Below are 26353 nucleotides of genomic sequence, written 5' to 3'. Positions count from 1 at the left end.
TGTGCGAACGATGAGGGGCGTCAGCGCAGCGAGCGAAAGGCGGCGCGCAGTTCCGCGGCGAACAGCATCGGCTGCTCCCAGGCGGCAAAGTGGCCGCCGTTGCTGGCTTCGTTGAAGTAAAAGAGGTTGGTGTAGCAGCGCTCCGCCCAGCTCTTCGGCGCGCGGAAGATCTCGCCGGGGAAGACGCTGATGGCGACCGGCATATCGATGATGCCGCGCGCGTTGAAGTTGTTGGAATGATCCTCCCAATAGATCCGCGCAGCCGATGCGCCGGTGCCGGTCAGCCAGTAGAGCGAGAGATCGTCGAGGATCGCGTCGCGGCCCAGCACGCGCTCGGGCTGGCCGCCGCTATAGGTCCACTGCGCGATCTTCTCGTACATCCACGCGGCCATGCCGACCGGCGAATCGACCAGCGAATAGCCGATCGTCTGCGGGCGGGTGCTCATCATCGCGGCATAAGCGGCGTTGTCGCGGTAGAAGATCGCGAGCTGGTCGAACGCCCCGCGCTCCTTCGCAGTCAGGCCGGCCGGGGCCGGATCGCCGGCGGCAAGGATTTTGGCGATCTCCTCCGGCACCACGGCGGGCATGTTGAGATGGATGCCGAGCAGGCCGGGCACGTGCTGCAACGCCATGCGCTGCGAGATCACCGAGCCGCAATCGCCGCCTTGGCTGACATAGCGGTCATAGCCCAGCCGCAGCATCAGCGTGGACCAGGCGCGGCCGATATGGTCCGAACCCCAGCCCACCGCGCCGGGCTTGGCCGAGAAACCGAAACCCGGGATCGAGGGGATGACGAGGTGAAAGGCATCTTCGGCCCGGCCGCCATGCGCGGTCGGGTTGGTCAGCGGATCGATCACCTTCAGGAATTCGAGGATCGAGCCCGGCCAGCCATGGGTGAGGATCATCGGCAGCGCATTCGCGTGACGCGAGCGGACATGGATGAAATGGATGTCGAGCCCGTCGATCGCTGTGATGAACATCGGCAGCGCATTCAGCCGCGCCTCGACCTTGCGCCAATCATACTCGCCGGCCCAGTAGTGCATCAGTGGCTCGAGCGTCTGGCGGCGTACGCCCTGGCCGTCATCGGTCGCCGGCTGGGCATCGGCCCAGCGCGTCCCGGCGATGCGGCGCTTCATCGCGACGATGTCGGCGGTGGGGATCGCCGCCCGGAAAGGCCGGATGGCGTCCGCGCCCGGCTGTGCGCGGGCGATGCCGGGCATGGCGTTCACGGCACCCGCGAGTGCGGCGCCGGCCACGAACTGCCGACGCGATGTCGAATGACCTGACAACACTTCATTTCTCCTCAAACGGCCAACCGAGCCGGCTCGAGGGGAGATAGGCGAACGCCGGGCGCGCGCCCGTTAGGCGCAGTGATGCGGCGTTAGTGTTCGCATTCGCCGCCTTGTCGAAACTGGCGCGATGCATGCGCGGCGCAGCGGCGCGAGCCTTGCTGTCGGAAACTAACAGCGCACGTCGACGGCTAACGGCCGGCGCAACGGGCAATCCCTACATTCCGACTGGACGAACCAGAATCGGTTCACGCTCGAGGCAGAACATCATGATCAAGACCCGCTCGCTCGGCTTCATCACCGCCGCCATCCTCGCTGCTGGCGCGACGACCGCGATCTGCTTCGGGGACGCGCTCGGGCTGGTGGCCGCGCATTCCGCGCCGCTGGCCGCCGGCACCGTCGCCGCGCTCGGCGCCAGCACGCGACCGCTCGACGCGATACAGCATGCGAGACCCTGGCTCACCGCCGTGCCGGGCGGCCCGCAATCGCTTCGCGGCAAGGTCGTGCTGGTCAATTTCTGGACCTATTCGTGCATCAATTCGCTGCGCGCGCTGCCGTATCTGCGCGCCTGGCAAGCGCGCTACCGCGACCAAGGGCTGGTCGTGCTGGGCGTGCATGCGCCCGAATTCGGGTTCGAGCACGACCCGGCGAACGTGCGTCGCGCGGCGGCAGCTTTGGGGGTGCGCTATCCGAACCTGCAGGACAATGATTTCGCGGTCTGGCGGGATTTCGCCAATCAGGGGTGGCCGGGTTTCTATTTCATCGATGCGAAGGGTCGCGTCCGCGGCTATCGCATCGGCGAAGGCGATTATGCCGAATCCGAGCAGCTGATCCGCAAGCTGCTCGCCGAAGCCGGGCATGACCCGTCCGGCGTCGCCGTCACGCCGATCGCCGGCACCGGGATAGAGGCTGCGGCGGACTGGAACGATCTCGGATCGCCCGAGGCTTATCTGGGCTATGCGAAAGCAGCCGACTTCCGTTCGCCCGGCGGGATCCGGAAGGGCGCGTCCGCAGCCTATTCCGCCGCTCCCTCGCTGCCGCTGAACGGCTGGGACCTGCGGGGCGCCTGGACTGTCGGACGCGAGTTCGCCGCGCTCGACCAGCCCGCCGGCGCCCTCCGTTTCCGCTTCCACGCGCGCGATGCCCATCTCGTGCTCGGCGGCGCGCCCGACGGCCTCCCGGTCCGCTACCGCGTGACGATCGACGGCGCGGCGCCGGGCGCCGACCATGGGACCGATATCGACGCGGACGGCTGGGGCGAGGTCAAGGAGGACCGCCTCTACCAGCTGGTGCGCCAGACCGGCGCCATCCGGGACCGGACGATCACGGTCGAATTCACCCGGCCCGGCGTCCGCGCCTATGTCTTCACCTTCGGCTGATCACGAACCGCGCCTCCGGAATGGCCGGGGCGGCGACATGGAGGAAAATATGCCACGGACATGGCTGGTCACCGGTAGCTCGCGGGGTTTCGGGCGCGCGCTGTGCGAGCGCATCCTCGAAGCGGGCGACAATCTGCTTGCGACGGCACGCGACCTCGGGCAACTGGCGTCGTTCGTCGGGTCCCGCCCGGATCAGCTCGCAATCGCGCGTCTCGACGTGACCAGCGAAGTGGACGCGCGCGCTGCCGTCGAGGCCGCAATCGATCGCTTCGGCGCGCTCGACGTCCTCGTGAACAATGCCGGCTATGGCGATGTCGGCTCGGTCGAGGACACGACGATCGACTCCTTCCGTCGCCAGATCGAGACCAATCTGTTCGGCACGATCATACTGACCAAGGCGGCCATCCCGCACATGCGGGCGCGGGGTTCGGGCCACATCATCCAATTCTCCTCGGTCGGCGGCAGGCTGGGCGCGCCGGGCCGGGCGCCCTATTCGGCGGCCAAATGGGGTGTCGAGGGCTTTTCGGAGGTGCTCGCCCAGGAGATGCGGCTGATCGGCGTGAAGGTGACGATCATCGAGCCCGGCGGCTTCCGGACCGATTTCGCCGGCGCCTCCACCACGCTCGACGCGGGTCGGCCCGAATATGACGAGGTCGTCGGCAAGACGGCGCGGATGCAGCGGGCATATAGCGGCCGCCAGCCGGGGGACCCGCGCAGAGGCGCACAGGCCATCCTCGACGTCGTCGCGGCGACGGATCCGCCCTTGCGGCTCGCGCTCGGCAGCGATGCCGTGGCCGCGATCGAGCGCAGCGACCGGGCCCGCCTCGACGAGCTGACACGCTGGCGGTCGCTCAGCATCTCGACCGACTATCCGGCGAGTCCCGATGGTTGAGGCAATGGTGTCCCATACCTTCGCATGATCGACGCCGCCTTCGCGGGCGCGCTACCGGGGAGGATATGCAATGGCGGCGATCAAAGCAGGCAAGATTATCCTGCCCCCCGTCAGCTCGCGCAGCAGCGCTGGCGTTGCGGTTTAGATCGCCTACGGGACTCGCTTTGGCTAGGCTCGCCGACTTGGGAGTGGCGCGATCGTGGCAGATGTAGAACAGCAACCCCTTCGCGAGCGGATCTCCTTCGGTCCCTTCTGCCTTTCGCCGGGCGAGCGATTGCTCACGCGCGCCGGCGAGCCCGTCGAGATCGGCGGGCGCTCGTTCGACCTTCTCGTCGTGCTGACCGAACAGCCGGGACGTGTCCTTTCCAAGCGCGAGCTGCTCAAGCGCGTGTGGACCGATGTCGTCGTCGAGGACGGTAGCCTGCGTTTCCACATGGCGGGCCTGCGCAAGCTGCTCGGCGATGGCGAGGACGGCGCCCGCTACATCGCGACACAGGTCGGCGTCGGCTATGCATTCGTGGCGCCGATCGAGCGGAATGAGGCTCCCGATGTCGCGACCGGGCCATCGACGGTCGAGGAGATCAGCGCCAGCAGCGTCGCAAACGCGCCGAACATCCCGTCCCGCCTGCCGCACCTCATCGGCCGCGAGCACGATGTCGCGTTCCTGCAGGCGCGCGTGACGAATACCCCGCTCTTCACGATCGTGGGACCGGCAGGGGTAGGCAAGACCACGCTCGCGATCGAGATCGCGCACAATCTAACCCCGGAATTCGACGGCCGGGTCGTCTTCGTCGACTTCGGCATGCTCGAGAATCCGATGCTGGTGCCCGCCATGACGGCAGGCGCGATGGGCATTTCTGTGCACAGCGATGATCCGCTGGCCGTCATCCTCGGCCACGTGCGCGACCAGCCCTTCCTGCTGGTCTTCGACAATTGCGAGCATGTGATCGAGCCCGCCGCGCGGCTGGTCGAGCGCCTCATCGACGAGGCACCGCAGGTGCGGCTGCTCGCCACGTCCCGCGAGCCGCTTCGCGTGCGCGGCGAGCACGTCCACCGCCTCGACGCCCTCGACTATCCCGAGGACTCGACCGATCTGATGCTCGAACAGCTTGTGTCCTATCCGGCCATCCAGCTCTTCTGCGAGCGGGCAAGCGCGGCGGACAGCGCCTTCGAGATCGATCTGGACGGCGCGCGCCTCGTCGCGGAGATGTGCCGGCGGCTGGACGGGATGGCGCTTCCGATCGAGCTTGCCGCGGTGCGCGTCGCGACGCACGGGATTGCCGCAACCGCCCTTCAGCTCGGCGAGCGGCTGAGCCTGGGCTGGCCCGGACGGCGAACCGCCCTGCCCCGCCAGCAGACCCTGCAGGCAACGCTGGACTGGAGCTACGAACTGCTTTCGGACGTCGAGCGTATCGTTCTCGAACGGCTCGCGATGTTCGTCGGTCCCTTCTCCATCGACGCGGCGCTCGAAGTGGTGGCCGACACGGCGCTGGGATCGGACGAGGTCGCATCCGCGCTCGATGCGCTCGCATCGAAGTCGCTGCTCGCACGCGATCGCTCGCGCCGCACCGGCACCTATCGCTTGCTGGAAATGACTCGCGCCTACGGCCGGCAGAAATTGCTCGCGCGCGGTGGGGAGGCGTTCAACGACACCGCGCGGCGTCATGCCGACTTCTTCCTCGCCGAGCTGGAGGCCATCACCTCGCAGAACGACGATCTCCTGCAGGATCCCCGCCCCCTGCGCCAGCAGCTGGGCAACATTCGCAGCGCGCTCGACTGGAGCTTCGGCGACGATGGCGACCGCCGCACCGGCGTGCGGCTTGCCGCGGCGAGCGCGCCCGTGTTTCTGAACCTGTCGCACCTCGTCGAGTGCCGGAGCTGGACCGCGCGCGCATTGGGCGAGATCGAGGACGCACAGCGCGGAAGCGCCATCGAGCTGGAATTGCAGGGCGCGCTCGGCATCTCGCTGATGTTCACGCGGGGAAACAGCGAAGCGGCGGGCGAGGCGCTGTTGCGAGCGCTCGCGATTGCGACAGCGCTCGACGATCGCTGGAATCAGCTGCGCATGCTGGGGCGTCTCCATATCTTTCATGAGCGCATCGGCGAATATTCGGTCGCGATGGACCATGCCGAACATGCAGTGGCGGTTGCCAACGCCATCGGCAGCCCCGAAGCATTGGGCATCGCCTACTCCTTGTCCGGCATCTCGCACCATCTCGCGGGCAATCAGGCGCGCGCGCGGCATGATTTGGAGATTTCGCTGGCGAAAAGCCCTGCCTCGCTGCGCAGTCGAACGATCCACTACGGCTTCGACCACCGGAACCGCTCCGGGATCGCGCTCGCGCGGACCCTCTGGCTTTCCGGGCAGTCCGCGGAGGCGGCGATCGTCGCACGTCAGACCGTTCAATCTGCGGCCCGGCTAAACCACCCCGTGACGCACTGCATTGCACTCATCTGGTTCTTTTCGGTCTTCATGTGGATGGACGACCTCGATGTGGCAGAGAGTGCGCTCGAAGCCTTTACCGAATGCGCCGAGGTGAATGCGCTGGGCCCCTATATTGCCGCTGGCCGCGGTTTCAGGGGGGAGCTCGCGATCCAGCGGGGGCGCACGGAAGACGCGTTGAGTGCCGTGGAAGAGAGCCTGGGGCGCCTGCGCGCGGCACGCTACGAGCTGTTGACGACACCCTTCTCCATCGCCCTCGCCCGCGGACTGTTGCTGGAGGAACGCTGGCGGGAGGCCCGCGATCTCGTCGACGGCACCATCGGCCGGTGCGAGGCGAACGGCGAACGCATCGCAATGCCCGAACTGCTGCGCCTGAAGGCGGAGATCGCCTGCCGGGAAGCGGGCGATCCGATGGTGGCGGTGGCAATTCTCGAGGAGGCGCTCGCGCTCAGCCGCGAACAGGGTGCCCGCGCATGGGAGTTACGGGCGGCGATGGATCTCGTCCCGCATCTCGCCGGGATCGGCGATACCGAGCGCGCCGTCGATTGCCTGGCAGCCGCGTGCGCGCGGTTTCCCGCTGCGGACGACACGAAGGATCTCGCGCGTGCCAACAATCTGCTCATGTCTCTCGGTGGCGTTCAAACCCTGACGGTTCCTCACACCGCCTAGCATCATCTCGCTGGCGCGCAGATGCGCGGCGGACGAACCTGTCATCCCAACGTACGACACGGGAGGCAGGTAGCCATGGCTTACGACACGCCCCAAATGGTCGCGATCGGCGATTATCTCGCGAACCTCACCGAGGGTCTGGCTACACTTGGGTGCGGGCCGAATGTGCCACGCATCGCAGTACATCATGGCGGTGAAAGCGTGGCCGCCGATGTTGCCGTGCGTCTCGGCTCGGTGGTCAACGAACTCGTCATCAACAGTATGAAATACGCCTATGACGACAACGCCGGCGGAGAGATCCGCGTGGCGTTCTCGGTCCTCGATGGATCCTTCGTGCTGATCGTCGCGGACGACGGCCGGGGAATCGGCGCGCCGCCAGTCGCGCGCTGCGGCAGGGGTCGTCGCCTTGTCGAGAGCATCGCCGTGCAGCTTGAGGCGAGGTTCAGCTATCAGCCCGCCCGCCCGGGAACGATCGCGATCCTGAGTGGCCCCGCCGAGGCGCTGTCGTCCCGTTGCGGCGGCGCTGCACAGTCTCGGGGAGCGTCGCATGCTCCCGGACCTTCGGGCGACGCGGCACCGGCATCGCCGGGCGACCGGGCATCGGTCACCGCCCGCGATCCGTCGCCCTGCGCGACGGACCGGTGGACCTCGGCAAATGATGGAGGTCGGCAAATAACACGCCGAAATGCGCTGCAAACGGCCGTTCCCGGCGGCTAACCGCGTGTCGGCCCGGATAGTTCGAGGCGCACGGGCCAGCGCCTGGCTAGACATATCGCGGGATCGGCCCGCGCTGCGCGGTCTGGTCCGGCAGATCGACGACGATTTCGTCGACATAGCACCAACCCCAGCCTTCGGGCGGATCATAGCCTTCGATGATCGGGTGCCCGGTGGTGTGGAAATGCGCGGTGGCGTGGCGATGCGGCGATTCGTCGCAGCAGCCGACATGGCCGCAGCTACGGCAGAGTCGCAGATGCACCCAGGGACTGCCGATGCGAAGGCACTCCTCGCATCCCCTCGCGCTGGGGGTGACTTGGTCGATCATATCCAGATGCCGGCACTCGCTCATCGAGGTCCTCCGCCTTGCGCCGCGCGCTGGATCAGGTCCGCAATCGCGCGTGGATGGGTGATAGGTCAAAGATGGCCCGAGTCGAGGGCGACGATGGTCGCTTTGATCGCACACGCTCGGGGATGGTGACCCGCGCGCTGCGCGACGCCGCCTGGCTCGAGCCCTCCGCACCGGCGCCGCGCGCAAGCAACGTTGCGAACGCGCGGCGCCGCGGCGGCGGCAACCAGCCTTCGTCGCGTGATCTTCAACTGCGGACGAACGCCAGCAGGTCGGCGTTGAGGACGTCGGCATGGGTGGTCAACATGCCGTGCGGGTAGCCCGCATAGATTTTCAGCGTTGCGTTCTGCAGCAGCTTCACCTGCATCAGCGCGGCGTCGGCATAGGGCACGACCTGATCGTCATCGCCCTGAAGCACCAGCGTCGGCACGGTGATCGCCTTGAGATCGTCGGTCTGGTCCGTCTCCGAGAACGCCTTGATGCCTTCATAGTGCGCCAGCGCACTGCCCATCATTCCCTGGCGCCACCAGTTACGAACGACAGCCTCGGTGACGTTCGCGCCCGGACGGTTGAAGCCGTAGAAGGGCCCCGACGCGACATCGAGGAGGAAGCTCGCGCGATTGGCCGCCAGCGCCGTGCGGAAAGCGTCGAACACCGCAATCGGCGTGCCGCCCGGATTGTTCGCGGTCTGCAACATCAGCGGCGGCACCGAACTCACCAGCACCGCTCTGGCGACGCGCCCCTGCGGCTGGCCGAACTTCGCGACATAGCGCGCGACTTCGCCGCCGCCGGTCGAATGGCCGATATGCACGGCGTTGGTCAGGTCGAGATGCTCGGCCACGGCCGAGGCATCGGCGGCATAATGGTCCATGTCGTGGCCGGTATCGATCTGGGATGAGCGTCCGTGCCCGCGGCGATCATGCGCGACGACGCGGTAGCCCTGCGCGAGGAAGAACAGCATCTGCGCGTCCCAGTCGTCCGACGAGAGCGGCCAGCCATGATGGAATACGATCGGCTGCGCATCCTTCGGGCCCCAATCCTTGTAGAAGATTTCCGCGCCGTCCTGCGTGATGAGCGTAGCCATGGTGTCCTCCGTCGTTCAGGCGGACGCTGCACCCTGCCCGTCCGACGGAGTGGATATCGGCGGGAGGCCGGAAATTCGGAATCATACCCAGGTTGGGGGTCACCGTCCCTAAACCTGCGTATGATGGCGCCACATCGCGAGATCGGGGATCAGGACTCATCACCGAAGGGATGACCCGATGATGGCACAGCATGCATTCCCCGAGCCCGCCGCGATCGCAGTGCTGCCGGCAATGCCCCAACCGAGCGTCGCCGATGAAACCAACCACCGCGTCGCGAACAGCCTGCAATTGCTCGCGGCCATGGTGTCGGTCGAGGCGCGCCGCGTCGCCGACCCGATCGCCGTGGCGGCGCTCGACACGACGATGCGGCGGATCCTGGCGATCGGCGGTGTCCATCGCCAGCTCTATCAGTCAGGCACCGCGGCCAGCGTCGATCTGCGCGCCTATCTCGGGGAGTTGGGCGCCGAACTCGAGCGGGGCTGCGCGGACGCCGGCCGCCGGGTGCATGTCGCCGCCGATACGATCAACGCCTCGCCCGATGCCGCTACTGCGATAGGCGTGATCGTGTCGGAGCTCGTCGGCAACGCGTGCAAATATGCTTATGCGCCCGGAATGCCCGGCGATGTCGAGGTGGTCCTGCGCAAGATGCCGTTCGGCGGCTATCGGCTCGAAGTGTCGGATCGCGGGCGCGGGATGCCGGCCGACCGGATTTCACAGGGCAGCGGCCTTGGCCGCCAGCTCATCGCGATGATGGCGAAGCGGCTGGGGGGTCGCCACGACTGGACCAACACGCAGCCCGGCACGCGCTTCACCTTGCATGTCGGCGGATGTTGATTTCGTCCGGACGGCGCGCCTTGATGTTGCCATCGCAGACACCCTCGTCCAGCTTGGCACCCTTCCGAACCTCGTGGATCGGAGGGCTGCGGGAGACGATGATGCGGGACGACGCCACGGGCAAGCGATTGGCGACGCAGGTTCACGGCGCCGCCGCGCTGGCGCTGGCGCTCGCCATATTCGCGCTCGATGTGCTCAGCCCTCTCCAGGGCGCGGTGGCGGTGCTCTACACTATCGTCGTGGTGATGGCGGCGCGAAGCCATGATCGCGCGCTGATGATGGTCGTCGGGATCGCAGTTTTTGCGATGGCGATCACCGGCTATTTCATCAGCCATTCGGGCGAGCCGCTGGGATCACCGGCGGCGCGGCTGGGCGTGAGCCTCACCGCGATCGGCATCACCACCTTGCTCAGCCTGCGCAATCAGGCGGCGGCCGAACGGCATCGCCTGTCCGAGGAGCGGTATCGCACCATCTTCAACGCCGCGGGCCTTCCGATCTGGGAAGGCGACTGGTCCACCGCACATGCGCTGCTGCAGAGCGGCCAACCCGCCAGCCCGGAGACGATCGAGCATATCGCGCGCACCGCGACGATCCGCGCCGCCAACAACGAAGCGGCACGGTTGTTCGGGCTGCCCGACGCCAGCGCGTTGGTCGGGGGCACGATTGTCGCCCACCACACCCCCGCCGCCGAGGCGACGCTGGGCCGAATCCTCACCGCGCTCGCCCGCGGCGACACCACGATCGAGGAGGAAACCCAGTTCCTCACCGCCAGCGGCGAAATCGCCGATGTCGTGCTGCGCGTGACGCTGCCGCCGGGAAGCGACGGGTGGAAGCGCGTGCTGGTGATGGCGCTCGATCTCACCGAGCGAAACCGCGCGCAGGCGCGGCTGGCGCAATCGCAGGCCGAGCTCACCCATGTCTCGCGCGTGACCACGCTGGGCCAGCTCGCCGCATCGATCGCGCACGAGGTCAATCAGCCGCTCTCGGCGATCATAACCTACGCCAAGTCGGGCACGCGCTGGCTGGCGCGCGAGGCACCCGACGCGCTCGAGGTCGCCGACTGCCTCGATCAGATCGCTGCCAACGGCACCCGTGCCGCTGCGGTGATCGCGCGCATCCGCGATTTGGCGCGCAAGGCGGATCCGCAGCGCGACCTGGTCGAATTGGGGTCGCTGATCGACGAGACGGTCGCCCTGCTCCGCCGCGCCCTGCAGACCCATGAAGTCGCGATCCGGGTGACCATCGCGGACGCCCTGCCCCTGGTGCATGGCGATCGCGTCCAGCTCCAGCAGGTATTGATGAACCTGATGCTCAATGCCGAACAGGCGATGGCCGAGAGCCCGGCCGATGCGCGCGAACTGTGCATCGACGCGGACACCGATGGCGAGGGCGTCAGGCTGCGCGTCTCGGATTGCGGCAGCGGCATCGCCGGCGATCCGGAAAGCCTGTTCGCGCCCTTCTTCACGACCAAGAGCGCCGGGCTCGGCATGGGCCTTTCGATCTGCCGCTCCATCATCGAGCAGCATGGCGGCACGCTGGGCGCGGCCAACAATCCGGGCCGCGGCGCAACCTTCGGGTTCTACCTGCCGGCCGTGGGCGAGAAGGAGGCGGCATGACAAGCCTTGGCCGGATCTGTGTGATCGACGACGATGCCGGGATCCGCGGATCGCTGGGCAGCCTGTTCCGCTCGGCCGAGCTGGACGTCGCGCTCTACGAGAGCCCCGAGGATTTCCTTGCCGCGGGCGTGCCGTCCATCGCGTCGTGCCTCGTGCTCGACATCCGTCTTCGCGAGCACAACGGACTCGATTTCCAGCAGCGGCTCGCCGAGCAGGGCGTGCATATCCCGGTCATCCTGATCACCGGGCATGGCGACATTCCGATGACCGTGCGCGGGATGAAGGCCGGAGCAGTGGATTTCCTGCCCAAGCCGTTCAGCGACGAGCAGATGCTCGCCGCGGTCGAAGTCGCTTTGGACAAGGATCGCACCCGCCGCGCCGCGGCGGAGAGCACCACCCAGCTCCGGCAATTCCATGCCCGTCTAACGCCGCGCGAACGCGAAGTGATGGGGTTGGTGGTCACCGGGCTGATGAACAAGCAGGTCGCGGCGCGATTGGAATTGTCCGAAATCACCGTGAAGATCCATCGCGGCAATGTGATGCGGAAGATGGAGGCGCAATCGCTCGCCGATCTGGTCCGCATGGCCGAGCTGCTCGGCGTTCGCGACGACAGCATCCATCGCTTTAACATCTGAGTATGGTGTCGAGATGCCCGCAGAGGGTGCATCTACAGCCATCGACGCCCGGCGTCGCAACCGTCCCTGGAGTGTATACCCGTGACCGCCTCTGCCATCATCGCCATCGTCGACGACGACCCGGACGTCCGGGGCAGCCTCGACAGCCTGATGCGCTCCGCCGGGCTCGCGCCGCGCTGTTTCGCCAGCGCGGAAGCGCTGCTCGCGGATCCGGAAGCGATACCCGCCTGCGTCGTGACCGACCTGCACATGCCGGGCATGACCGGCCTTGAACTGCAGGCGGAACTCATCCGGCGCGGCCGTGCGCAACCCTTGATCCTGATGACCGCATTTCCAACCGACGCGGCGCGCGATCTGGCGATGGACGCCGGCGCCGCAGCCTTCCTGACGAAGCCGGTCGACCCGGACGCGCTGCTCGACGCGATCGAGCGCGCGATACGATAGACGCGGCAGCCGTGCCGTCATTCTCGATGGCCGCAAACCGGCTGCTTGCCGCCAATTGGCTCGGCGGCGGCGCTCGCGCTAGAGCAACTTGTCGAGCGTGATGGGCAAGTCGCGCACGCGCTTGCCGGTCGCGTTGTAGATGGCATTGGCAATAGCCGCCCCCGTGCCGGTGATGCCGATCTCGCCGATCCCGTGCGCGCCCATCGGCGTGTGCGGATCGGCGATGTCGGTCCAGATCACGTCGATGTCGGGAACGTCCATGTGCACCGGCACATGATAGTCGGCGAGGCTGGGGTTCATGATCCGGCCATTGCGTTCGTCGAACAGGGTCTCTTCCATCAACGCGAGGCCAAGGCCCATGATGATCCCGCCGCGGAACTGACTGGAGGCGGTCTTGGGATTGAGGATCCGGCCGCAATCGAACGATCCGAGGAACCGGCTGACCCGTGGCTCGCCGGTGACGGCATTGACGCGCACTTCGCAGAACATCGCGCAGTGGCTGTGCATCGACCAGTGCATCGTCTCGAGCGGCTGCGGCGGGCTCGCCTCGACGCAGATCGTATCGCGCTGTGCCCGCCTCAGGATCGACGCATAGCTCTCGTAGCGCGCAGGATCGTCGAGCTTGCACAGGCCGCCGTCGCGGCTCGCGACCTGATCGGGTTCGAGGCCGGCCAAGGGGGAATCGTTGCCGGCGGTCTTGAGCAATTCCTTCACCAGCGCGTGATGCGCCGCGATCACCGATGCGCCGATCGACGCGGTCTGCTGCGATCCGCCTGCCAGCACCACGCCGGGCAGGGTCGAATCGCCATAGTTGAAGGTGATCGCGTCGAGCTCGAGCCCGAGCCGATCCGCCGCCACCTGCGTCTGCGCGGTGGCAGTCCCCATCCCCATCTCGTGCGCGGCGATGTCGATCGTGGCGTGTCCGTCGCTGCGCAGCGTGATCCGCGCGGCGCCCCCTGGCATCCGATAATAGGGATAGGTGCCGGTGGCGCAGCCCATGCCGACCAGCCATTCGCCGTCGCGAACCGCGCCGGGCCGGGCGGCGCGCGCTCCCCAGCCGAACCGTTCCGCGCCCGCGCGATAGGCCTCGGCGAGATTGTGCGAGGAGAAGGGCAATCCCGAGATCGGATCCTTCTCGGGATCGTTGCGCATGCGCAGTTCGATCGGATCGATCGCGAGCGCTTCGGCAAGCTCGTCGATCGCGCTTTCGAGTGCGAAGGTGCCTACCGCTTCGCCCGGCGCGCGCATGAAGGTGTTGGCGAGCATGTCGAGCTCGACGGTCTGGACGTCGAGCAGCATCGTCTCCGCGGCATAGGCGCTGCGCGTCGGCATGATGAACGGCTCGGGCATGACGTTGTCCGCGGTCTTCGCGGTGGTGCCGGTGTGGATCAGCGCCTTGAGCTTGCCGTCCGGGCTCGCGCCCAGCGCGACGCGCTGCTCGGTCAGCGAGCGGCCGCCGACGATGCGGTAGACACCCTCGCGCGACAGAACCAGCCGGACCGGCCGCCCGGCGACCTTGGCCGCAGCCGCCGCGAGAATGTGATGCTGCCACATGCATTTGCCGCCAAAACCACCGCCGACAAAGGGCGAGGTGATCACCACCTGCGCCGCATCGATCCCGAAGATCTGCGCCATCGACCAAGCGGTGTGCGCGACGAGCTGCGAGGCGTCATGGACGCGCAGGGTCTCGCCCTGCCAGGCAACGGTCACCGCATGCAGCTCGATGGCGTTGTGATTGTGCCGCGGGGTTCGATAGGTTGCATCGACCTTGACCGGCGCCGCGGCCAATGCGGCTTCGGCCTCACCGATCTCGTTGTGCAGCGGCGGCCCCATGAACAGGCCTTGCCTGGTGCCGCGCGCCTTGGCCTCCTCGAAGCCGAGCAAGGCCGTCTCCTCGGCATAGCGCACGCGGATCAGCGACGCGGCGTGGTCGGCCTGCTCCTGCGTTTGCGCCAGCACCACCGCCACCGGCTCGCCGTTCCAATGGATGCGATCGTCCTGCATCACCGGCAGGGTGTCGCCGCCCGCCGCCTTGGGGTTCGACAGGAACACCGGCGGCGGATTGAGACGGGGGGCGTTGCGATGCGTCATCACCGTCACGACGCCCGGGGCCGCTTCGGCTTCGCCGGTGTCGATCTCGACGATCCGGCCCTTGGCGATGGTGCTGTAGACCAGCGCCCCGTAGACCATGTTGTCGAAGCTGAACTCGGCCGCGAACCGCGCCGTGCCGCTGACTTTCAGGGGCCCGTCGAGCCGCGAGACCGGCTTGCCGACATGGCCGTGCTGACGCGCGATCAGCGGATCGGGCTTGCCGCCCGGCACCCAGCTGTCCGGAGCGAGCGCGACGGCCTTGGCCATGGCACCCTGCATCGCGCCCTGCGCCAATTGCCTGGCATCCTCGACGATGCTCATGCCAGCGTCTCCAGCACCGCGACGATGGCGCGTTTCGCCAGCGCGATCTTGAAGCCATTGTCCTTGAGCGGCCGGGCATCGGCGAGTTCGGCTTCGGCCGCGGCGGCGAAGCTGGCTGCGTTCGCGGGTTGCCCGCGCAACGCCGCCTCCGCCTTCGATGCGCGCCAGGGCTTGTGCGCCACCCCGCCGAGCGCGATCCGCACCGCGCCGACCCGGCCATTCTCGATTTCGATCGCCGCGGCAACCGAGACGAGCGCGAAGGCATAGCTCGAACGGTCGCGGACCTTACGATAGGTCGAGCGACGCGCGAACGGCAGCGGCGGCAGCTCGATCGCCGTGATCAGCTCGCCGGGCTGGAGCATCGTCTCGATCTGCGGATGGTCGCCGGGCAGCCGATGGAAATCGGTGAAGCGCAAAACCCGCGGTCCCGCGCTGCTCTCGAGATGCACCACCGCATCGAGCGCGGCGAGCGCGACGCACATATCCGAGGGATGGACCGCGACGCAGGCGCTGGAGGCGCCGAGGATCGCGTGGTTGCGATTGAACCCTTCGATCGCATCGCACCCCTGCCCCGGTGCGCGCTTGTTGCAGCGCGATCCGTCGTCATCATAGAAATAGCCGCAGCGGGTACGCTGGAGCAGATTGCCCCCGACCGTCGCCATGTTGCGGATCTGGGCGCTCGCCCCGGCGACAATCGCGCGGGTCAGCACGGGATAGCGCGTACGCACACGTCGATCCTCGGCGAGCGCGGTGTTGCGCGCCGCCGCGCCGATGCGGAGCCCGCCATCGGGCGTCTCGGTGATGTCGCGGGAGAGGCCGGTCACGTCGACCAGCATCGTCGGGCGCTCGATCGTCTCGCGCATCAGGTCGACCAGATTGGTGCCGCCGCCGAGATACATCGTCCCGGCTTCGCCACCACGTCGCACCGCATCCGCCACATCCTGCGCGCGGGAATACCCGAACGGCGTCATTCGGCTGCCTCCGCAAAGGTTTCGGCGATCGCCGCCATGATGCCGTTATGCGCACCGCAGCGGCACAGATTGCCGCTCATCCGCTCGCGCAATTCGTCATGGGTCAGCGTGATCGCGCCGGCGTCGAGGTCGCCGGTGACGTGGCTCGGCACGCCGCGCCTCGCTTCCGCCACCATCGCGACCGCGGAGCAGATCTGGCCCGGCGTGCAATAGCCGCACTGGAAGCCGTCATGCTCGATGAACGCCTGCTGGAGCGGATGGAGAGCGCCGGCCGCGCCCAGCCCTTCGATAGTCGTGATCGCGCGACCGTCATATTGCACGGCGAGCGCCAGGCACGAGAGGATGCGCTCGCCGTCGACAAGTACGGTGCAGGCGCCGCACGCGCCCTGATTGCAGCCTTTCTTGGTCCCGGTCAGCCGCAAATCCTCGCGCAGAAGGTCGAGCAGCGACACGCGGGGATCGTCGGGAACGGAAACGGCGTCGCCGTTGATGGTAATGGCCATTCTGCCCTCACGATCCGAGGGTCGCCACACCAGAGCGGCCCATGCGCTCCTCAACTCCGATCCCGCGGATTGGTGCCGCATCGGCCGCCCGGCGCCGTCGCGCTGATCTGCATTCGCCGGATCGCGGCCCGCAATCGCGCAGATCGCGGGCACGCGCTCGAATGCTGTCATGGAAATAAATGATTTCGACAGGCTATGTAGATGAAGAACGCTCTGTATTGATCTGCACTTGCTCAAATTGTCGCATTCGGAGAGTCCACGCATTCAAAAGGAGGGCGAGTGGTTTCGGGAGCTGAGCCTGGCAGATCGGAAGAACTCGTGCGCTTGCTCTATGAGGAGCTGCGCCGCATCGCCGGCCGCGAGCATCGCCGCGCCGGCAGCCCGATGACGTTGCAGCCGACGGCGCTGGTGGGCGAGGCCTATCTCCGGATGCAGGGGCGCCCCGAATGGGCGAACCGCGCGCATTTCCTCGGATGCGCCGCTACGGCGATGCGCCACGTCCTGCTCGATGCGGCGCGGGCGCGGCTGCGGGCAAAGCGCAACGCGCCGATGGCAAGCCTGACCGGCGCGCTGGCGACGCTGGCCGCCGAGCCCGCCGGAGACGCCGAGATGGTCCGGCTGGGCGATGCGCTGACCGCGCTCGGCCGCCACGATCCCCAGCTCGCCAAGCTGGTCGACTGCCGCTTCTTCGCAGGGCTGGACGAGGCCGAGACCGCCGCGGTGCTCGGCGTCACCGATCGGACGGTGCGCCGCTGGTGGATTCGCGCGCGCGCCTGGATCCACGAAGAGATGGCCGAGCGCTGACCAAACCTCTTATTCAGCCCGTGCCGGCAGCGCGCGCACGCGCGCCTCGATGCGCTTGATCGCCTGCAATCCATAGGCGCCGGCGGGGCCCATGGCAGTGAAACCGGCGATCCCCCGCGCCACGGCCGCCTGTGCCGCCACCTTGTCCCCCTGTTTGAGCGCCACCACCGCCTCGGTCAGCGCGAGCTGCGGCGCGAGCGGGTTGGCCGGCGGCATCGCGGCGAGCGTCGCCCGCGCCCGGCCGAGCGCGGCCTGCGCGCCGGCCGCCTCGCCCAATTCCGCAAGCGTCTGCGCCTCGGCGAGATCGAGGACGATCACCGGTATCGAGCGTTCGCCGAGGAAGCGCACCGCCATCGGCCGGGCTTCCGCCAGCGACACGCGGGCTTCGGCGAAGCGATTGCCGGCGATCTGGGTCTTGGCGAGCTGCGCGAGATCGGTGGCGAGCCCCGGGGTCTGGCCGAACAGCCGCCGCCGGCGCGCCGAGACGTCGGTCGCGATCTGCTCGGCGCGCGCGACATCGCCCTTGCGCAGTGCCCAGGCGCCGCGGAGCTGCTCGATACCCAGCGACTGGATCAGGTCGCGGCGGCCCGGCTGCGCAAGCGCGCGATCGACACGGGCGAACACCTTTTCGAACTCGGCGAGGCGATTGGCCTCGATCAGATAGACGAGCAGATTGTTGTAGCGCGCCAGCAGCGCGCTGTCGTTGCCGGCATAGGCGCGCTCGGCGGCGTCGAGATTGGCGGTGAGCAACCCGACCGCGGTATCATAATCGCGCGCGCGGCGGGCGATCGCTGCGCGCGTCGCGAGCGCATCCTGGATGTCGGCGGCGTTGCGCTCGGGATCGGCGGCGAACACCTTTGCCGCCTCGTCGAGCAAAGGCGGCGCTTCCTCGCCGGCGCCGATCGCCACCGCGGTGTCGGCCAGCCGGATCTTGAGCCGGGCCGTGAGGATCGGGTCGTCGGCGCCGATGCCGCGTGCCAGCGCGTCCTTCGCCAGAGCATAGCCTCCCTTGCCGTCGCCGAGATTGACGTAGAGATCCACCAGCGCATTGACGGCGCTGCCCGATCGGCTGCTGCGATCCAGCGTCGCGAGCATCCGAAGCGCGGATTCGTCGAGCGTCTGCTTGAGCGTGAGATCGTTCGAATAGCCGCCTTGCGCGAACATCAAGGTGAGCGTCTGGACGATCGAATCCGCCCGCTTCGCCTCCGCCAGCGCCGCGTCGCGCTGGACCGCGGTGCGGCGTGCCTGCAGCGCGATCCCCCCGGCGCCCAGCAATAGCGCGACGAATACCGCCGTCACGCCCGCCACGGCGATCCAGTGCCGGCGCAGATAGCGTCCCAGCCGGTAGCGCCGCGAGCCGACGCGCGCGCGCACCGGTTGCGCGGCTTCATAGCGGCGGAGATCCTCGGCCATCGCCTCCACCGAGACATAGCGATCGGCCGGTTGCCTGCGCATCGCCTTGAGCACGATCGCATCGAGATCGCCGCGCAGGCGGCCGGCGGATACGGGCGCCTGTGGCGGCGCCATCCGGCTCGGCGCGGCCGGCTCCTCGCTGAGCATGCGGCGCACCAGCGTGGGCAGCGATCCCCCGGTGCCGCCCCATGGCGTGGCGCCGGTGAGCAACTGGTACAGCACCAGCCCGAGCGCATGGACGTCGGTGGCGACGGTGACGGGCTCGTTCGCCAATTGCTCGGGCGCGGCATAATCGGGAGTCATCAGCGCGGTGGTCTGCAGCGTGTCGGTGCCGCCGCCGGCGTCGATCAGCTTGGCGATGCCGAAATCGAGGAGATGCACGCGACCATTGGCATCGACGAGGATGTTCGACGGCTTGAGATCGCGGTGCACCACCAGATTGGCATGGGCGAACGACACCGCGTCGCAAACGTCGCGAAACAGCCGCAGCCGTTCGGCGAGGCTGGCCTGATGTTCGGCGCACCACGCGTCGATCGGCAACCCTTCGACATAGGCCATCGCCATCCAGGGGCGGCCATCGTCGGTGCGCCCGCCATCGATCAAATGCGCGATCCCCGAATGCTCGAGCCGGGCGAGCACGCTGCGTTCGCGATCGAACAGCGCGGCGTTCGGCGCGGCGTCGAGCCGCAGCAGCTTGATCGCCACCCGCTGCTCGAACGCCGCGTCGCTCCGATGCGCGAGATAGACCTCGCCCATGCCGCCACGGCCGATCAGCCGATCGATCGCGAACGCGCCGATCCGCGTGCCCCGGGCCAGCCCCTCGGGGTCCGCGGCGGGAGGGGCCTCGGGAAGTGCATCGAGAATGCCGACCTGTTCGCTGCTGCGGAGCAATGCCCGCACCCGCTGCGCCACATCGGGCTCGACCCGCGCCAATGCCGCCTCGCGCGCGTCGCTATCGAGGGGCTCGATCGCGTCGAATGCTTCGGCCACGGCTGCCCAGGCCTCGGTCTCGCTCGGCTTCATATGTCCCCCCTTTTGTCGCGCATGTCTGCGCAGAAACGAAGCTATCGTCCGATGTCCGGTTTGGCGAGCCAATGTCGTTTGGGTGGAAAGGAGGCTGCGCACCAACGCCCGGCCGTGTGGGAGGACGGCATGTCGATCGTACGCATCGCTTCGGTTTGCGCGGGGATCGCCCTCGGATTCGCCGCCGCGCCGGGGGCGGCACAGGTGATCCTGCTCGGTGGCAAATCGCCCATCGGTGCCGATTCGGCGTCGGGCCAGACGATCCGCATCGTCTCGGCCAATGCGGGCGGCGCGCGGGTTTCGATCGATACCGATCCCGACGTCGCGCTCATCTGTGACGACAGGTCCGAAAAGACGACCTGCTATGCGTGGGTAAAGACCGGGTCGGTGATTCGGGTGGCGCTGCGCCGTCCCGCCAGCCCGCGCACGGTGCCGGGACAAGGCGCGGCCCCGACCCGCGCGCAATGGGCATATGACTGCATCGGCACAGCCGGGCCGGATTGCACCGTCACGATGAACCGGACGCGCACTGTGTTCGTCGACTGGGCCGCCGGCCCGAAGCAGGGGCAGCGAACATGAGCGGACCGCGCAAGCGCGCCGGCGCCGGCGCGATGGCAGCGGGGTTGCTTCTCGTCGGATGCGGGGGCTCGAACGGCACCCCGCCCCAATCCGATGCCGGCGAGACGGCGCGCGCGCCTGTCGCCGGGCGGTGGGACGCACGCGACGCCTGCCCCTCGCTCGGCCGCGACAGGGCGGCGGCGCTGGGTGGCGCGGCGGTGACCGATGCCCGGCTCGAGACGATCTCGGCGGGCGGAGGCGGGCTCGCCGCGGCGTGCACCTTCACCTATGCCAATGGCGCGACGCTGATGGTGCTCACACGCGAGGCGCCCGATGCCGATGCGACGTCTACCGCGATCGAGCATGCGCGTACCGGCGGCGGGCTGGCGCCGCCCGCCGATCCGGTGCCCGGGCTGGGCAAGGCCGCCTTCTGGAGCGATGCCGGCAAGCAGGCGCAGTTGTTCATCGACGATCGGCGCTATGTCACGATCAACTTCTTCAAGCTGCCCGCGGGCGACGATGCCAGAGCGCGCTCGCTCGCGATCGCGAAGGCGTTGCTGTGAAGCGTCGCGCGGGGATCGCGCTCATCGCGGCGCTGATCGTGGCGCGACCGGCCGTTGCGCAAGCGCCGGAAATAGTCCGCGACATGGCTGGCCCGTATCAGATCGTGCCCACCGACGGCGGCGCGGCCTGCGGCATCGAGCTCATTGCCGAGCCGGTGGGGCAGGCATGGCGCGCGCGGCCCGATCCGAGTTGCGCCGCGCGGGTCCGCGCCAGCGCGGCGGTGGTGGCGTGGCGGCCGTTGGACGGGATCGTGCTGCTCGACGCCCAAGGCAAGCCGGCGATGACCTTTGTCGAGGACGAGCCTGGTTGCCGAGCAGCCCCGACCTCCAGTCACCGGAGCATTATCTGGTGCCGCGGATCGCCGGTTACACGCGGCTTCCGTTGCCGTCCGAGCTGGTTGGCAAATGGGCGCTGCGCAGTCCGGGACGCGCACCGTGCCAGCTCACGCTCACCGCGGCCCCGGCAGAGTCGAGCGCGCCCAAGCGTGGGATCAGCTTCGGACCCGGTTGTGCCGGCACTCCCTGCCACGCCGCCTGACCAATTGGGCGATGGAAGACATGAAGATCATGCTCTGGGGGCCGAACGATGAAATGCTGATGTTGGAACCAGTTGCGGACAATCTTTATCAAAGTCGGCCGGGCGGCTGGATATTTTCTCGATGAGCATGGATCAGATCAACCAAAGATAATTCTTCAAGTCTGTCCGGTTCTGACGCGCGATCTCGTTTTGATTTTCGACAACCGGGATGGCGGCTGAACTCAACAATATTATCATGTTGCACGCGGGCATTGTGCTGCTCGCGGCCAACCGCTTCCCGAACCGTCAAAAGGAAATGCAACAAAAGGGGATCATCATGACTGCCAATCGCAAGATCAATCGCACTGCGCTGCGTGCATTCGCCACTGCTTCGACCGGGGCGATTGCGCTGATACTCGCCACGGGCGAGGCGCAGGCCCAGAATGCCTTCTGCCGCGACGCTGCGAACAACCCGGTCGGCTCGCTCGCTCCCGGATCCGACGACAACGCCGTGTGCGGCGACGCCACCGTCAACGGCGATTCCAATGTCGCGATCGGCGAGGCGGCGACGGTGCAGGGGCCCGGCAACACCGCGGTCTTCGGATCGATTGCGATCGGCTATTCGGCGGACGCGACCGCCGGCACCTCGGTGGCGATCGGCGCGGTTACCGAGGCGACCGGCTCTAGTTCTACCGCGATCGGCTTCGGCGCGCGTGCGGTCGGTACCGAATCCTTGTCTCTGGGTCTCGTCGCCCAGGCGTTCGGCGACCAGTCAATCGCGATGGGCCAGGTCGCCGTCGCTGACGGCGACTCGGCGATCTCGATCGGTCGCGCCGCGAACGCGCAGGGCAATTTCTCGATCGTGCTGGGGGACGGCGCGAGCTCGGTCTCGGGTGACAGCATCGTTTTCGGGCGTGACGCGAGCGCGACGGCCTATGGCTCGATCGCGATGGGATATCTGGCGACGGCAGGATCGCAGGCGATCGCGATGGGCTTCGGCGCGGACGCGACCGGCGTGAACGGATCGGCATTCGGTCTGCTCGCCACGGCCAGTGGCGACTATACCACCGCGGCGGGATCGAGCGCACGGGCGACCGGGCTGGCTTCGACCGCGCTGGGCTATGGCACCGCGGCGAGCGGCGACGGTTCGGTGGCGCTCGGCGGCGCGATCAGCGGCGTACCCACGCTGACCAGCGCGACCGGTGCGAACAGCGTCGCGGTCGGCGCGGCGAGTGTGTCGGCGGGCACCGGATCGGTCGTGGTCGGCGCCAATGCCAGCACTGTGGACGTGGATTCGGTGGCGGTGGGCTACAATGCCGCGGCGACCGGCTTCAACGCGACGACGATCGGTTCGGGATCGCGTGCCAGCCAGTCGGCCACTGCGATCGGCCAGAACTCGATCGCCAACGCGTTCGGCAGCGTCGCGCTCGGCGTCGCTGCGACCAGCGCCAATCAGTATGACGTCTCGCTGGGCTTCCTCTCCAATGCATCGGGCGGGCGTTCGATCGCGCTCGGCAACAACGCCGCCGCAACCGGCGTCCAGTCGGTCGCGATCGGCGGGCAGGGCGCCGGCAATGCCACGGTTGCCTCGGGCGCTCGCGCTTTTGCCGGTGGAACGGCGGCGGCGGCCGAAGCAGATGACAGCGTCGCCTTGGGCAACAATGCCCAGGTCGGCGCCGCTGCGACCAATGCCGTCGCGCTGGGTGCGAATTCGGTGGCGGACCGCGCCAACAGCGTTTCCGTCGGCGCGGTGGGTGCCGAACGTCAGGTGACCAACGTTGCCGCCGGCACGGTGGCGACCGACGCGGTCAACCTTGCCCAGCTCAACGCGGTCGGAGCGACCGCGAACACCGCGCTGGCCAACGCCGCGACCGCCCAGGCCACCGCGGACAACGCGCTGGCTGCGGCGACCGCCGGGGGCGCCACCGCCAACCAGGCGCTACTCGCCGCCAACGCCGCGCAGGGAACCGCGAACACCGCGGTAGCCAATGCGGCGACGGCGCAGGGCACCGCGGACACCGCACTCGCCAATGCGGCATCGGCGCAGGGGACCGCCAATACCGCACTCGCCAATGCGGCAACGGCGCAAGGCACCGCCGACACCGCGCTTGTCAACGCGGCCACCGCGCAGAGCACGGCCAACACAGCGGCGGCCAACGGCGCCTATTTCCGCAGCAACATGACCGGACCGGGGCCGCAGGCCACCGGAGCCCAGTCGATCGCAGTGGGCGCCAACGCCGTCGCCGGGGGCGAATCGTCGGTGGCGATCGGCAACGGCGCGCGCGCGGTGACCGGCCAGGCGGTGTCGATCGGCGCCGGCAACAGCGCGAGCGGTAACGGTGCGGTCGCGATCGGCGATCCCAACACCGCGACCGGCCAGGGTGCGGTCGCGATGGGCCGCAACAACACCGCCACCGGCCAGGGCGCGGTGGCTCTGGGCAACCAGAGCACGGCCAATGGCGCGTCGGCGGTGGCGTTGGGCGATGGCGCCAATGCCGGCGCGGCGGGCAGCGTCGCGATCGGCCAGGGCGCGGTGGCGACGCGCACCAACCAGGTCTCGATGGGCTCGACGGCCTCGACCTACACCATGTCGGGGATCAACTCGGCGGCGAGCCGCGCCGCCCAGCAGGGGGCGCTCAGCCTCGTCACCAGCGATGCCGCGGGCAATCTGGCAACCACCGTGCTGGATCTTACCGAGCTCTCGACACTGGGCAACCGGATGACGCTGGCCGAAGGGCGGATCGATACCGGATTCCGCCAGGCCAATGGCGGTATCGCCGCCGCGATGGCACTGGGCGGCACCACCATCCCGGGCGACATGAACGTGGCGGTGTCGTTCAACCTCTCCACCTATCGCGGCGAGCAGGGCTATTCGGGCGCCGCGGTGGCCCGGGTCAGCGATCATGTCTGGGTGAGCGGCGGCTTCGCCGGCTCGACGGTCAAGGGATCGGCCGGTGGCCGGGTAGGCATGACCTTCGGCTGGTAGGATCCACGCCGACTGCGGCCGCGCCGGTCCATCACGGGCGCGGCCGTCGAGCGTCCGTTGCGGTCCATCGCTGCCCCGGGTGGTCGCCCTACCCTCCCATTCGAACGGAGACGGCGCGATCGTGTGCCATCGCCCGCAGATCGCTGTCGGCTCGTCTGCTTTGGCGCTTTCGCTGCGCCTGCGAATAGGGCAGGAACGCGCACCACCTTACCGGAGTCCCCATGTTCCGCCCGATGTACGACTGGGTCCTGCGCATGGCGCACCACCGCCACGCGCTGCGCAGCCTGGCGGTGGTCTCGTTCGCCGAGAGCAGCTTCTTTCCGATCCCGCCGGACGTGATGGTCGTGCCGATGGTGCTCGCCCGGCGCGAGCAGGCGTATCTGATCGCCACGGTCTGCACCGTCGCCTCGGTGATCGGCGGCATGTTCGGCTATGCGATCGGCTATTATCTGATGGAGAGCATCGGGCAATGGCTCGTCCAGCTCTACCATATGGAGACGAAGATCGAGGCGCTGCGCCACGGCTATGATCAATATGGCGCCGCGATCATCCTGCTGAAGGGGCTCACGCCGATCCCGTTCAAGCTCGTCACCATCGCCAGCGGCCTGTTCCACTTCAACTTCCCGCTCTTCGTGCTGCTTGCAACTATTACGCGCGCCGCGCGCTTCTTCATCATCGCGGCGTTGCTCAAGCGGTTCGGCGAACCTGTGCAAGCATTCATCGAAAAGCGATTGAATCTGTTCGCATGGGGTTTTCTGATCCTGCTCGTCGGCGGTTTTGCCGCGGTGACGCTGATCTAGGCGAAGGATCCTGTACATGTTCAAGAAACTGGCTGTAATCACCGCTGCGTCGGCAATGGTCTTCGCATCGACGGCGGCGCAGGCCGGGTCGGCCTCCGCGCTCAGCCTGCGCAACGCGCCGGCCGTCGAAACGCACGCGCTTGGCGCGCGCGCCAGCACCCCGACCACGAAGCAGAGCAACGTGCTGGGCGGCACCGCGCTCTATGCGGTGATCGGCATCATCGGCGTGTTCGTGTTGCTCGAGGCTACCGAAGTGATCAACGTCTTCGGTGGCGGCGACGATTCTCCCGACAGCCCCTGATTTTGCCTGGCCGGACGATCTGGCCGGATGATGTGGATAGTGGCGCGCGGAACGGCTCCAGCGCGCCACTTTTTCTATGGCGCAGACCTTGGCCGGGGCGGAAGCAGGGCGCGCAAGCACCGCTTGCTTTTGCCCCCTGCCCTCGCTAGATACCCGTCCCAATCCGACAGCGTGATGGGAACACGCCGGTCCTTCCCCCGGAAGGAGCGGCAGCGGACCCATGCCCCGCTGAAGGGCCCCATTTTCTGACGAGGATGCCCAAGTGGCGAAGACCAGTCCCCTCGAATTCATCCGCCAGGTGCAGGCCGAGACCCGCAAGGTCGTCTGGCCGACGCGCCGGGAGACGATCATGACCGGCGTGATGGTGCTGATCATGGCCACACTGCTCGGCGTCTTCTTCCTCGGCGTGGATTCGTTCTTCGACTTCGTCGTCCGCACCCTCCTCCGCTTCGCGCAATAAGGAACGACAACGCATGGCGCGCTGGTACATCATCCACGCCTATTCGGGCTTTGAGGGCAAGGTCCGCGATCAGATTCTCGCCGACGCGACCCGGCTCGGGCTCGACCGGCTGGTCGAGGCGGTCGAGGTCCCGACCGAGACCGTCACCGAGGTCCGCCGCGGCAAGAAGATCCAGTCCGAGCGGAAGTTCTTCCCGGGCTATGTGCTCGCCAAGCTCGAGATGAACGACGACGTCTATCACCTCGTCAAGAACACGCCGAAGGTCACCGGCTTCCTCGGCAGCTCGGGCAAGCCCCAGCCGATCAGCGAGGCCGAGGCCGCGCGCATCCTCAACACCAAGGAAGAGGCCGCCTCCGCCGCGCCCAAGGCCCGCGTCCATGTCGATTACGACATCGGCGATACGGTCAAGGTCACCTCGGGCAATTTCGCGACCTTCTCGGGCGTGGTCGAGGAGCTCGATTTCGACAAGAGCCGGGTCAAGGTCTCGATCTCGATCTTCGGCCGCGCGACGCCGCTGGAGCTGGGCTTCGAGGACGTCGAACGCGTGAAGTAACCCGCGCCCGTCGCAGGGCAGAAACACGAAGGCCGGGGCCCACGCCCCGGCCTTTTTTTTGCTTGGCGCCCTTCACCTCCGACATGCCTTGCAATGTAGGATTTGTTCCACTTTTGTTCTCATCGCCCCGGCAATCGGGG

The 26353-nt window shown here is 67.8% G+C and carries 24 protein-coding genes; 17 read left to right on the top strand and 7 right to left on the bottom strand.

Annotation, left to right across the window (positions count from 1 at the left end):
* Positions 1 to 20: 20 nt before the first annotated feature.
* Positions 21 to 1220, bottom strand: coding sequence for an epoxide hydrolase family protein (locus tag E5A74_RS19895; RefSeq protein ID WP_166745727.1), 1200 nt, complete (start codon positions 1218 to 1220; stop codon positions 21 to 23).
* A gap of 338 nt (positions 1221 to 1558) precedes the next feature.
* On the opposite strand from E5A74_RS19895, the gene E5A74_RS19890 reads away from it, so the two are divergent.
* The 4 genes from E5A74_RS19890 to E5A74_RS19875 all read left to right on the top strand — a co-directional run bounded on the left by E5A74_RS19890 (position 1559) and on the right by E5A74_RS19875 (position 7389).
* Positions 1559 to 2668 carry a redoxin domain-containing protein gene (locus tag E5A74_RS19890; RefSeq protein ID WP_135987373.1) on the top strand — a complete coding sequence of 370 codons (1110 nt, stop codon included), beginning with the start codon at positions 1559 to 1561 and terminating at the stop codon, positions 2666 to 2668.
* 49 nt (positions 2669 to 2717) lie between these two features.
* On the top strand, positions 2718 to 3560 hold the full coding sequence (locus tag E5A74_RS19885; protein WP_135987372.1) for an SDR family NAD(P)-dependent oxidoreductase: 843 nt from the start codon (positions 2718 to 2720) through the stop codon (positions 3558 to 3560).
* A gap of 199 nt (positions 3561 to 3759) precedes the next feature.
* Positions 3760 to 6672, top strand: a complete 2913-nt coding sequence (locus E5A74_RS19880; protein WP_135987371.1) for an ATP-binding protein — start codon at positions 3760 to 3762, stop codon at positions 6670 to 6672.
* 75 nt (positions 6673 to 6747) lie between these two features.
* A complete protein-coding gene (locus E5A74_RS19875) occupies positions 6748 to 7389 on the top strand; it encodes an ATP-binding protein (protein ID WP_206365928.1) in 642 nt (213 codons plus the stop codon).
* A gap of 46 nt (positions 7390 to 7435) precedes the next feature.
* Here E5A74_RS19875 and E5A74_RS19870 read toward each other — a convergent pair whose 3' ends face one another.
* Positions 7436 to 7714, bottom strand: coding sequence for a UBP-type zinc finger domain-containing protein (locus E5A74_RS19870; protein WP_240699901.1), 279 nt, complete (start codon positions 7712 to 7714; stop codon positions 7436 to 7438).
* 268 nt (positions 7715 to 7982) lie between these two features.
* Positions 7983 to 8819, bottom strand: a complete 837-nt coding sequence (locus E5A74_RS19865; protein WP_135987368.1) for an alpha/beta fold hydrolase — start codon at positions 8817 to 8819, stop codon at positions 7983 to 7985.
* A gap of 178 nt (positions 8820 to 8997) precedes the next feature.
* Between E5A74_RS19865 and E5A74_RS19860 the strand changes: the two genes are divergently transcribed.
* The 4 genes from E5A74_RS19860 (at position 8998) to E5A74_RS19845 (ending at position 12349) form a co-directional block, all read left to right on the top strand.
* Positions 8998 to 9654, top strand: a complete 657-nt coding sequence (locus E5A74_RS19860) for a sensor histidine kinase (RefSeq protein ID WP_135987367.1) — start codon at positions 8998 to 9000, stop codon at positions 9652 to 9654.
* A gap of 101 nt (positions 9655 to 9755) precedes the next feature.
* Positions 9756 to 11270 carry a sensor histidine kinase gene (locus E5A74_RS19855; RefSeq protein ID WP_166745691.1) on the top strand — a complete coding sequence of 505 codons (1515 nt, stop codon included), beginning with the start codon at positions 9756 to 9758 and terminating at the stop codon, positions 11268 to 11270.
* Complete coding sequence (locus tag E5A74_RS19850; RefSeq protein ID WP_135987365.1) at positions 11267 to 11905, top strand: response regulator transcription factor; 639 nt, start codon at positions 11267 to 11269, stop codon at positions 11903 to 11905. The genes E5A74_RS19855 and E5A74_RS19850 overlap by 4 nt, the downstream gene beginning before the upstream one ends.
* Positions 11906 to 11986: 81 nt before the next feature.
* Positions 11987 to 12349, top strand: a complete 363-nt coding sequence (locus E5A74_RS19845) for a response regulator transcription factor (RefSeq protein WP_135987364.1) — start codon at positions 11987 to 11989, stop codon at positions 12347 to 12349.
* Between the two features lie 78 nt (positions 12350 to 12427).
* Here the strand turns inward: E5A74_RS19845 and E5A74_RS19840 are convergent, their stop codons facing one another.
* The 3 genes from E5A74_RS19840 to E5A74_RS19830 are packed head-to-tail and all read right to left on the bottom strand — an operon-like array spanning position 12428 to position 16235.
* On the bottom strand, positions 12428 to 14761 hold the full coding sequence (locus E5A74_RS19840) for a xanthine dehydrogenase family protein molybdopterin-binding subunit (RefSeq protein WP_135987363.1): 2334 nt from the start codon (positions 14759 to 14761) through the stop codon (positions 12428 to 12430).
* Positions 14758 to 15732 (bottom strand): FAD binding domain-containing protein, encoded by a 975-nt coding sequence (locus E5A74_RS19835; protein ID WP_135987362.1) that lies wholly within the window; start codon positions 15730 to 15732, stop codon positions 14758 to 14760. The genes E5A74_RS19840 and E5A74_RS19835 overlap by 4 nt, the downstream gene beginning before the upstream one ends.
* On the bottom strand, positions 15729 to 16235 hold the full coding sequence (locus E5A74_RS19830; RefSeq protein WP_135987361.1) for a 2Fe-2S iron-sulfur cluster-binding protein: 507 nt from the start codon (positions 16233 to 16235) through the stop codon (positions 15729 to 15731). The genes E5A74_RS19835 and E5A74_RS19830 overlap by 4 nt, the downstream gene beginning before the upstream one ends.
* A gap of 279 nt (positions 16236 to 16514) precedes the next feature.
* On the opposite strand from E5A74_RS19830, the gene E5A74_RS19825 reads away from it, so the two are divergent.
* A complete protein-coding gene (locus E5A74_RS19825) occupies positions 16515 to 17039 on the top strand; it encodes an ECF-type sigma factor (RefSeq protein ID WP_276469533.1) in 525 nt (174 codons plus the stop codon).
* Positions 17040 to 17048: 9 nt separating this feature from the next.
* Here E5A74_RS19825 and E5A74_RS19820 read toward each other — a convergent pair whose 3' ends face one another.
* Positions 17049 to 19475: a serine/threonine-protein kinase gene (locus E5A74_RS19820; RefSeq protein ID WP_135987359.1), complete on the bottom strand. Its 2427-nt coding sequence runs from the start codon at positions 19473 to 19475 to the stop codon at positions 17049 to 17051.
* 129 nt (positions 19476 to 19604) lie between these two features.
* Here E5A74_RS19820 and E5A74_RS19815 point away from each other — a divergent pair, with 129 nt between their 5' ends.
* The 8 genes from E5A74_RS19815 (at position 19605) to nusG (ending at position 26213) form a co-directional block, all read left to right on the top strand.
* The gene (locus tag E5A74_RS19815; RefSeq protein ID WP_135987358.1) at positions 19605 to 20054 is read left to right on the top strand and encodes a hypothetical protein; all 450 of its coding nucleotides are present in this window, start codon (positions 19605 to 19607) and stop codon (positions 20052 to 20054) included.
* Complete coding sequence (locus E5A74_RS19810) at positions 20051 to 20596, top strand: hypothetical protein (RefSeq protein WP_135987357.1); 546 nt, start codon at positions 20051 to 20053, stop codon at positions 20594 to 20596. The genes E5A74_RS19815 and E5A74_RS19810 overlap by 4 nt, the downstream gene beginning before the upstream one ends.
* 83 nt (positions 20597 to 20679) lie before the next feature.
* Positions 20680 to 21186, top strand: coding sequence for an AprI/Inh family metalloprotease inhibitor (locus E5A74_RS21460; RefSeq protein ID WP_420822509.1), 507 nt, complete (start codon positions 20680 to 20682; stop codon positions 21184 to 21186).
* Between the two features lie 264 nt (positions 21187 to 21450).
* Entirely contained in the window at positions 21451 to 24099 is a 2649-nt protein-coding gene (locus E5A74_RS19800) for a YadA family autotransporter adhesin (protein WP_166745694.1), read from the top strand.
* 221 nt (positions 24100 to 24320) lie between these two features.
* A complete protein-coding gene (locus tag E5A74_RS19795; protein ID WP_135987354.1) occupies positions 24321 to 24899 on the top strand; it encodes a YqaA family protein in 579 nt (192 codons plus the stop codon).
* 16 nt (positions 24900 to 24915) lie between these two features.
* Entirely contained in the window at positions 24916 to 25200 is a 285-nt protein-coding gene (locus E5A74_RS19790; RefSeq protein WP_135987353.1) for a hypothetical protein, read from the top strand.
* Positions 25201 to 25462: 262 nt separating this feature from the next.
* Positions 25463 to 25660 (top strand): preprotein translocase subunit SecE, encoded by a 198-nt coding sequence (gene secE / locus E5A74_RS19785; RefSeq protein WP_135987352.1) that lies wholly within the window; start codon positions 25463 to 25465, stop codon positions 25658 to 25660.
* A gap of 13 nt (positions 25661 to 25673) precedes the next feature.
* The gene (nusG, locus tag E5A74_RS19780) at positions 25674 to 26213 is read left to right on the top strand and encodes a transcription termination/antitermination protein NusG (protein WP_135987351.1); all 540 of its coding nucleotides are present in this window, start codon (positions 25674 to 25676) and stop codon (positions 26211 to 26213) included.
* The last annotated feature ends 140 nt before the right edge of the window (positions 26214 to 26353 follow it).

Source organism: Sphingomonas naasensis (assembly GCF_004792695.1).
GTDB lineage: Bacteria > Pseudomonadota > Alphaproteobacteria > Sphingomonadales > Sphingomonadaceae > Sphingomonas > Sphingomonas naasensis.
This window is presented reverse-complemented; position numbering and strand designations above follow the sequence as displayed.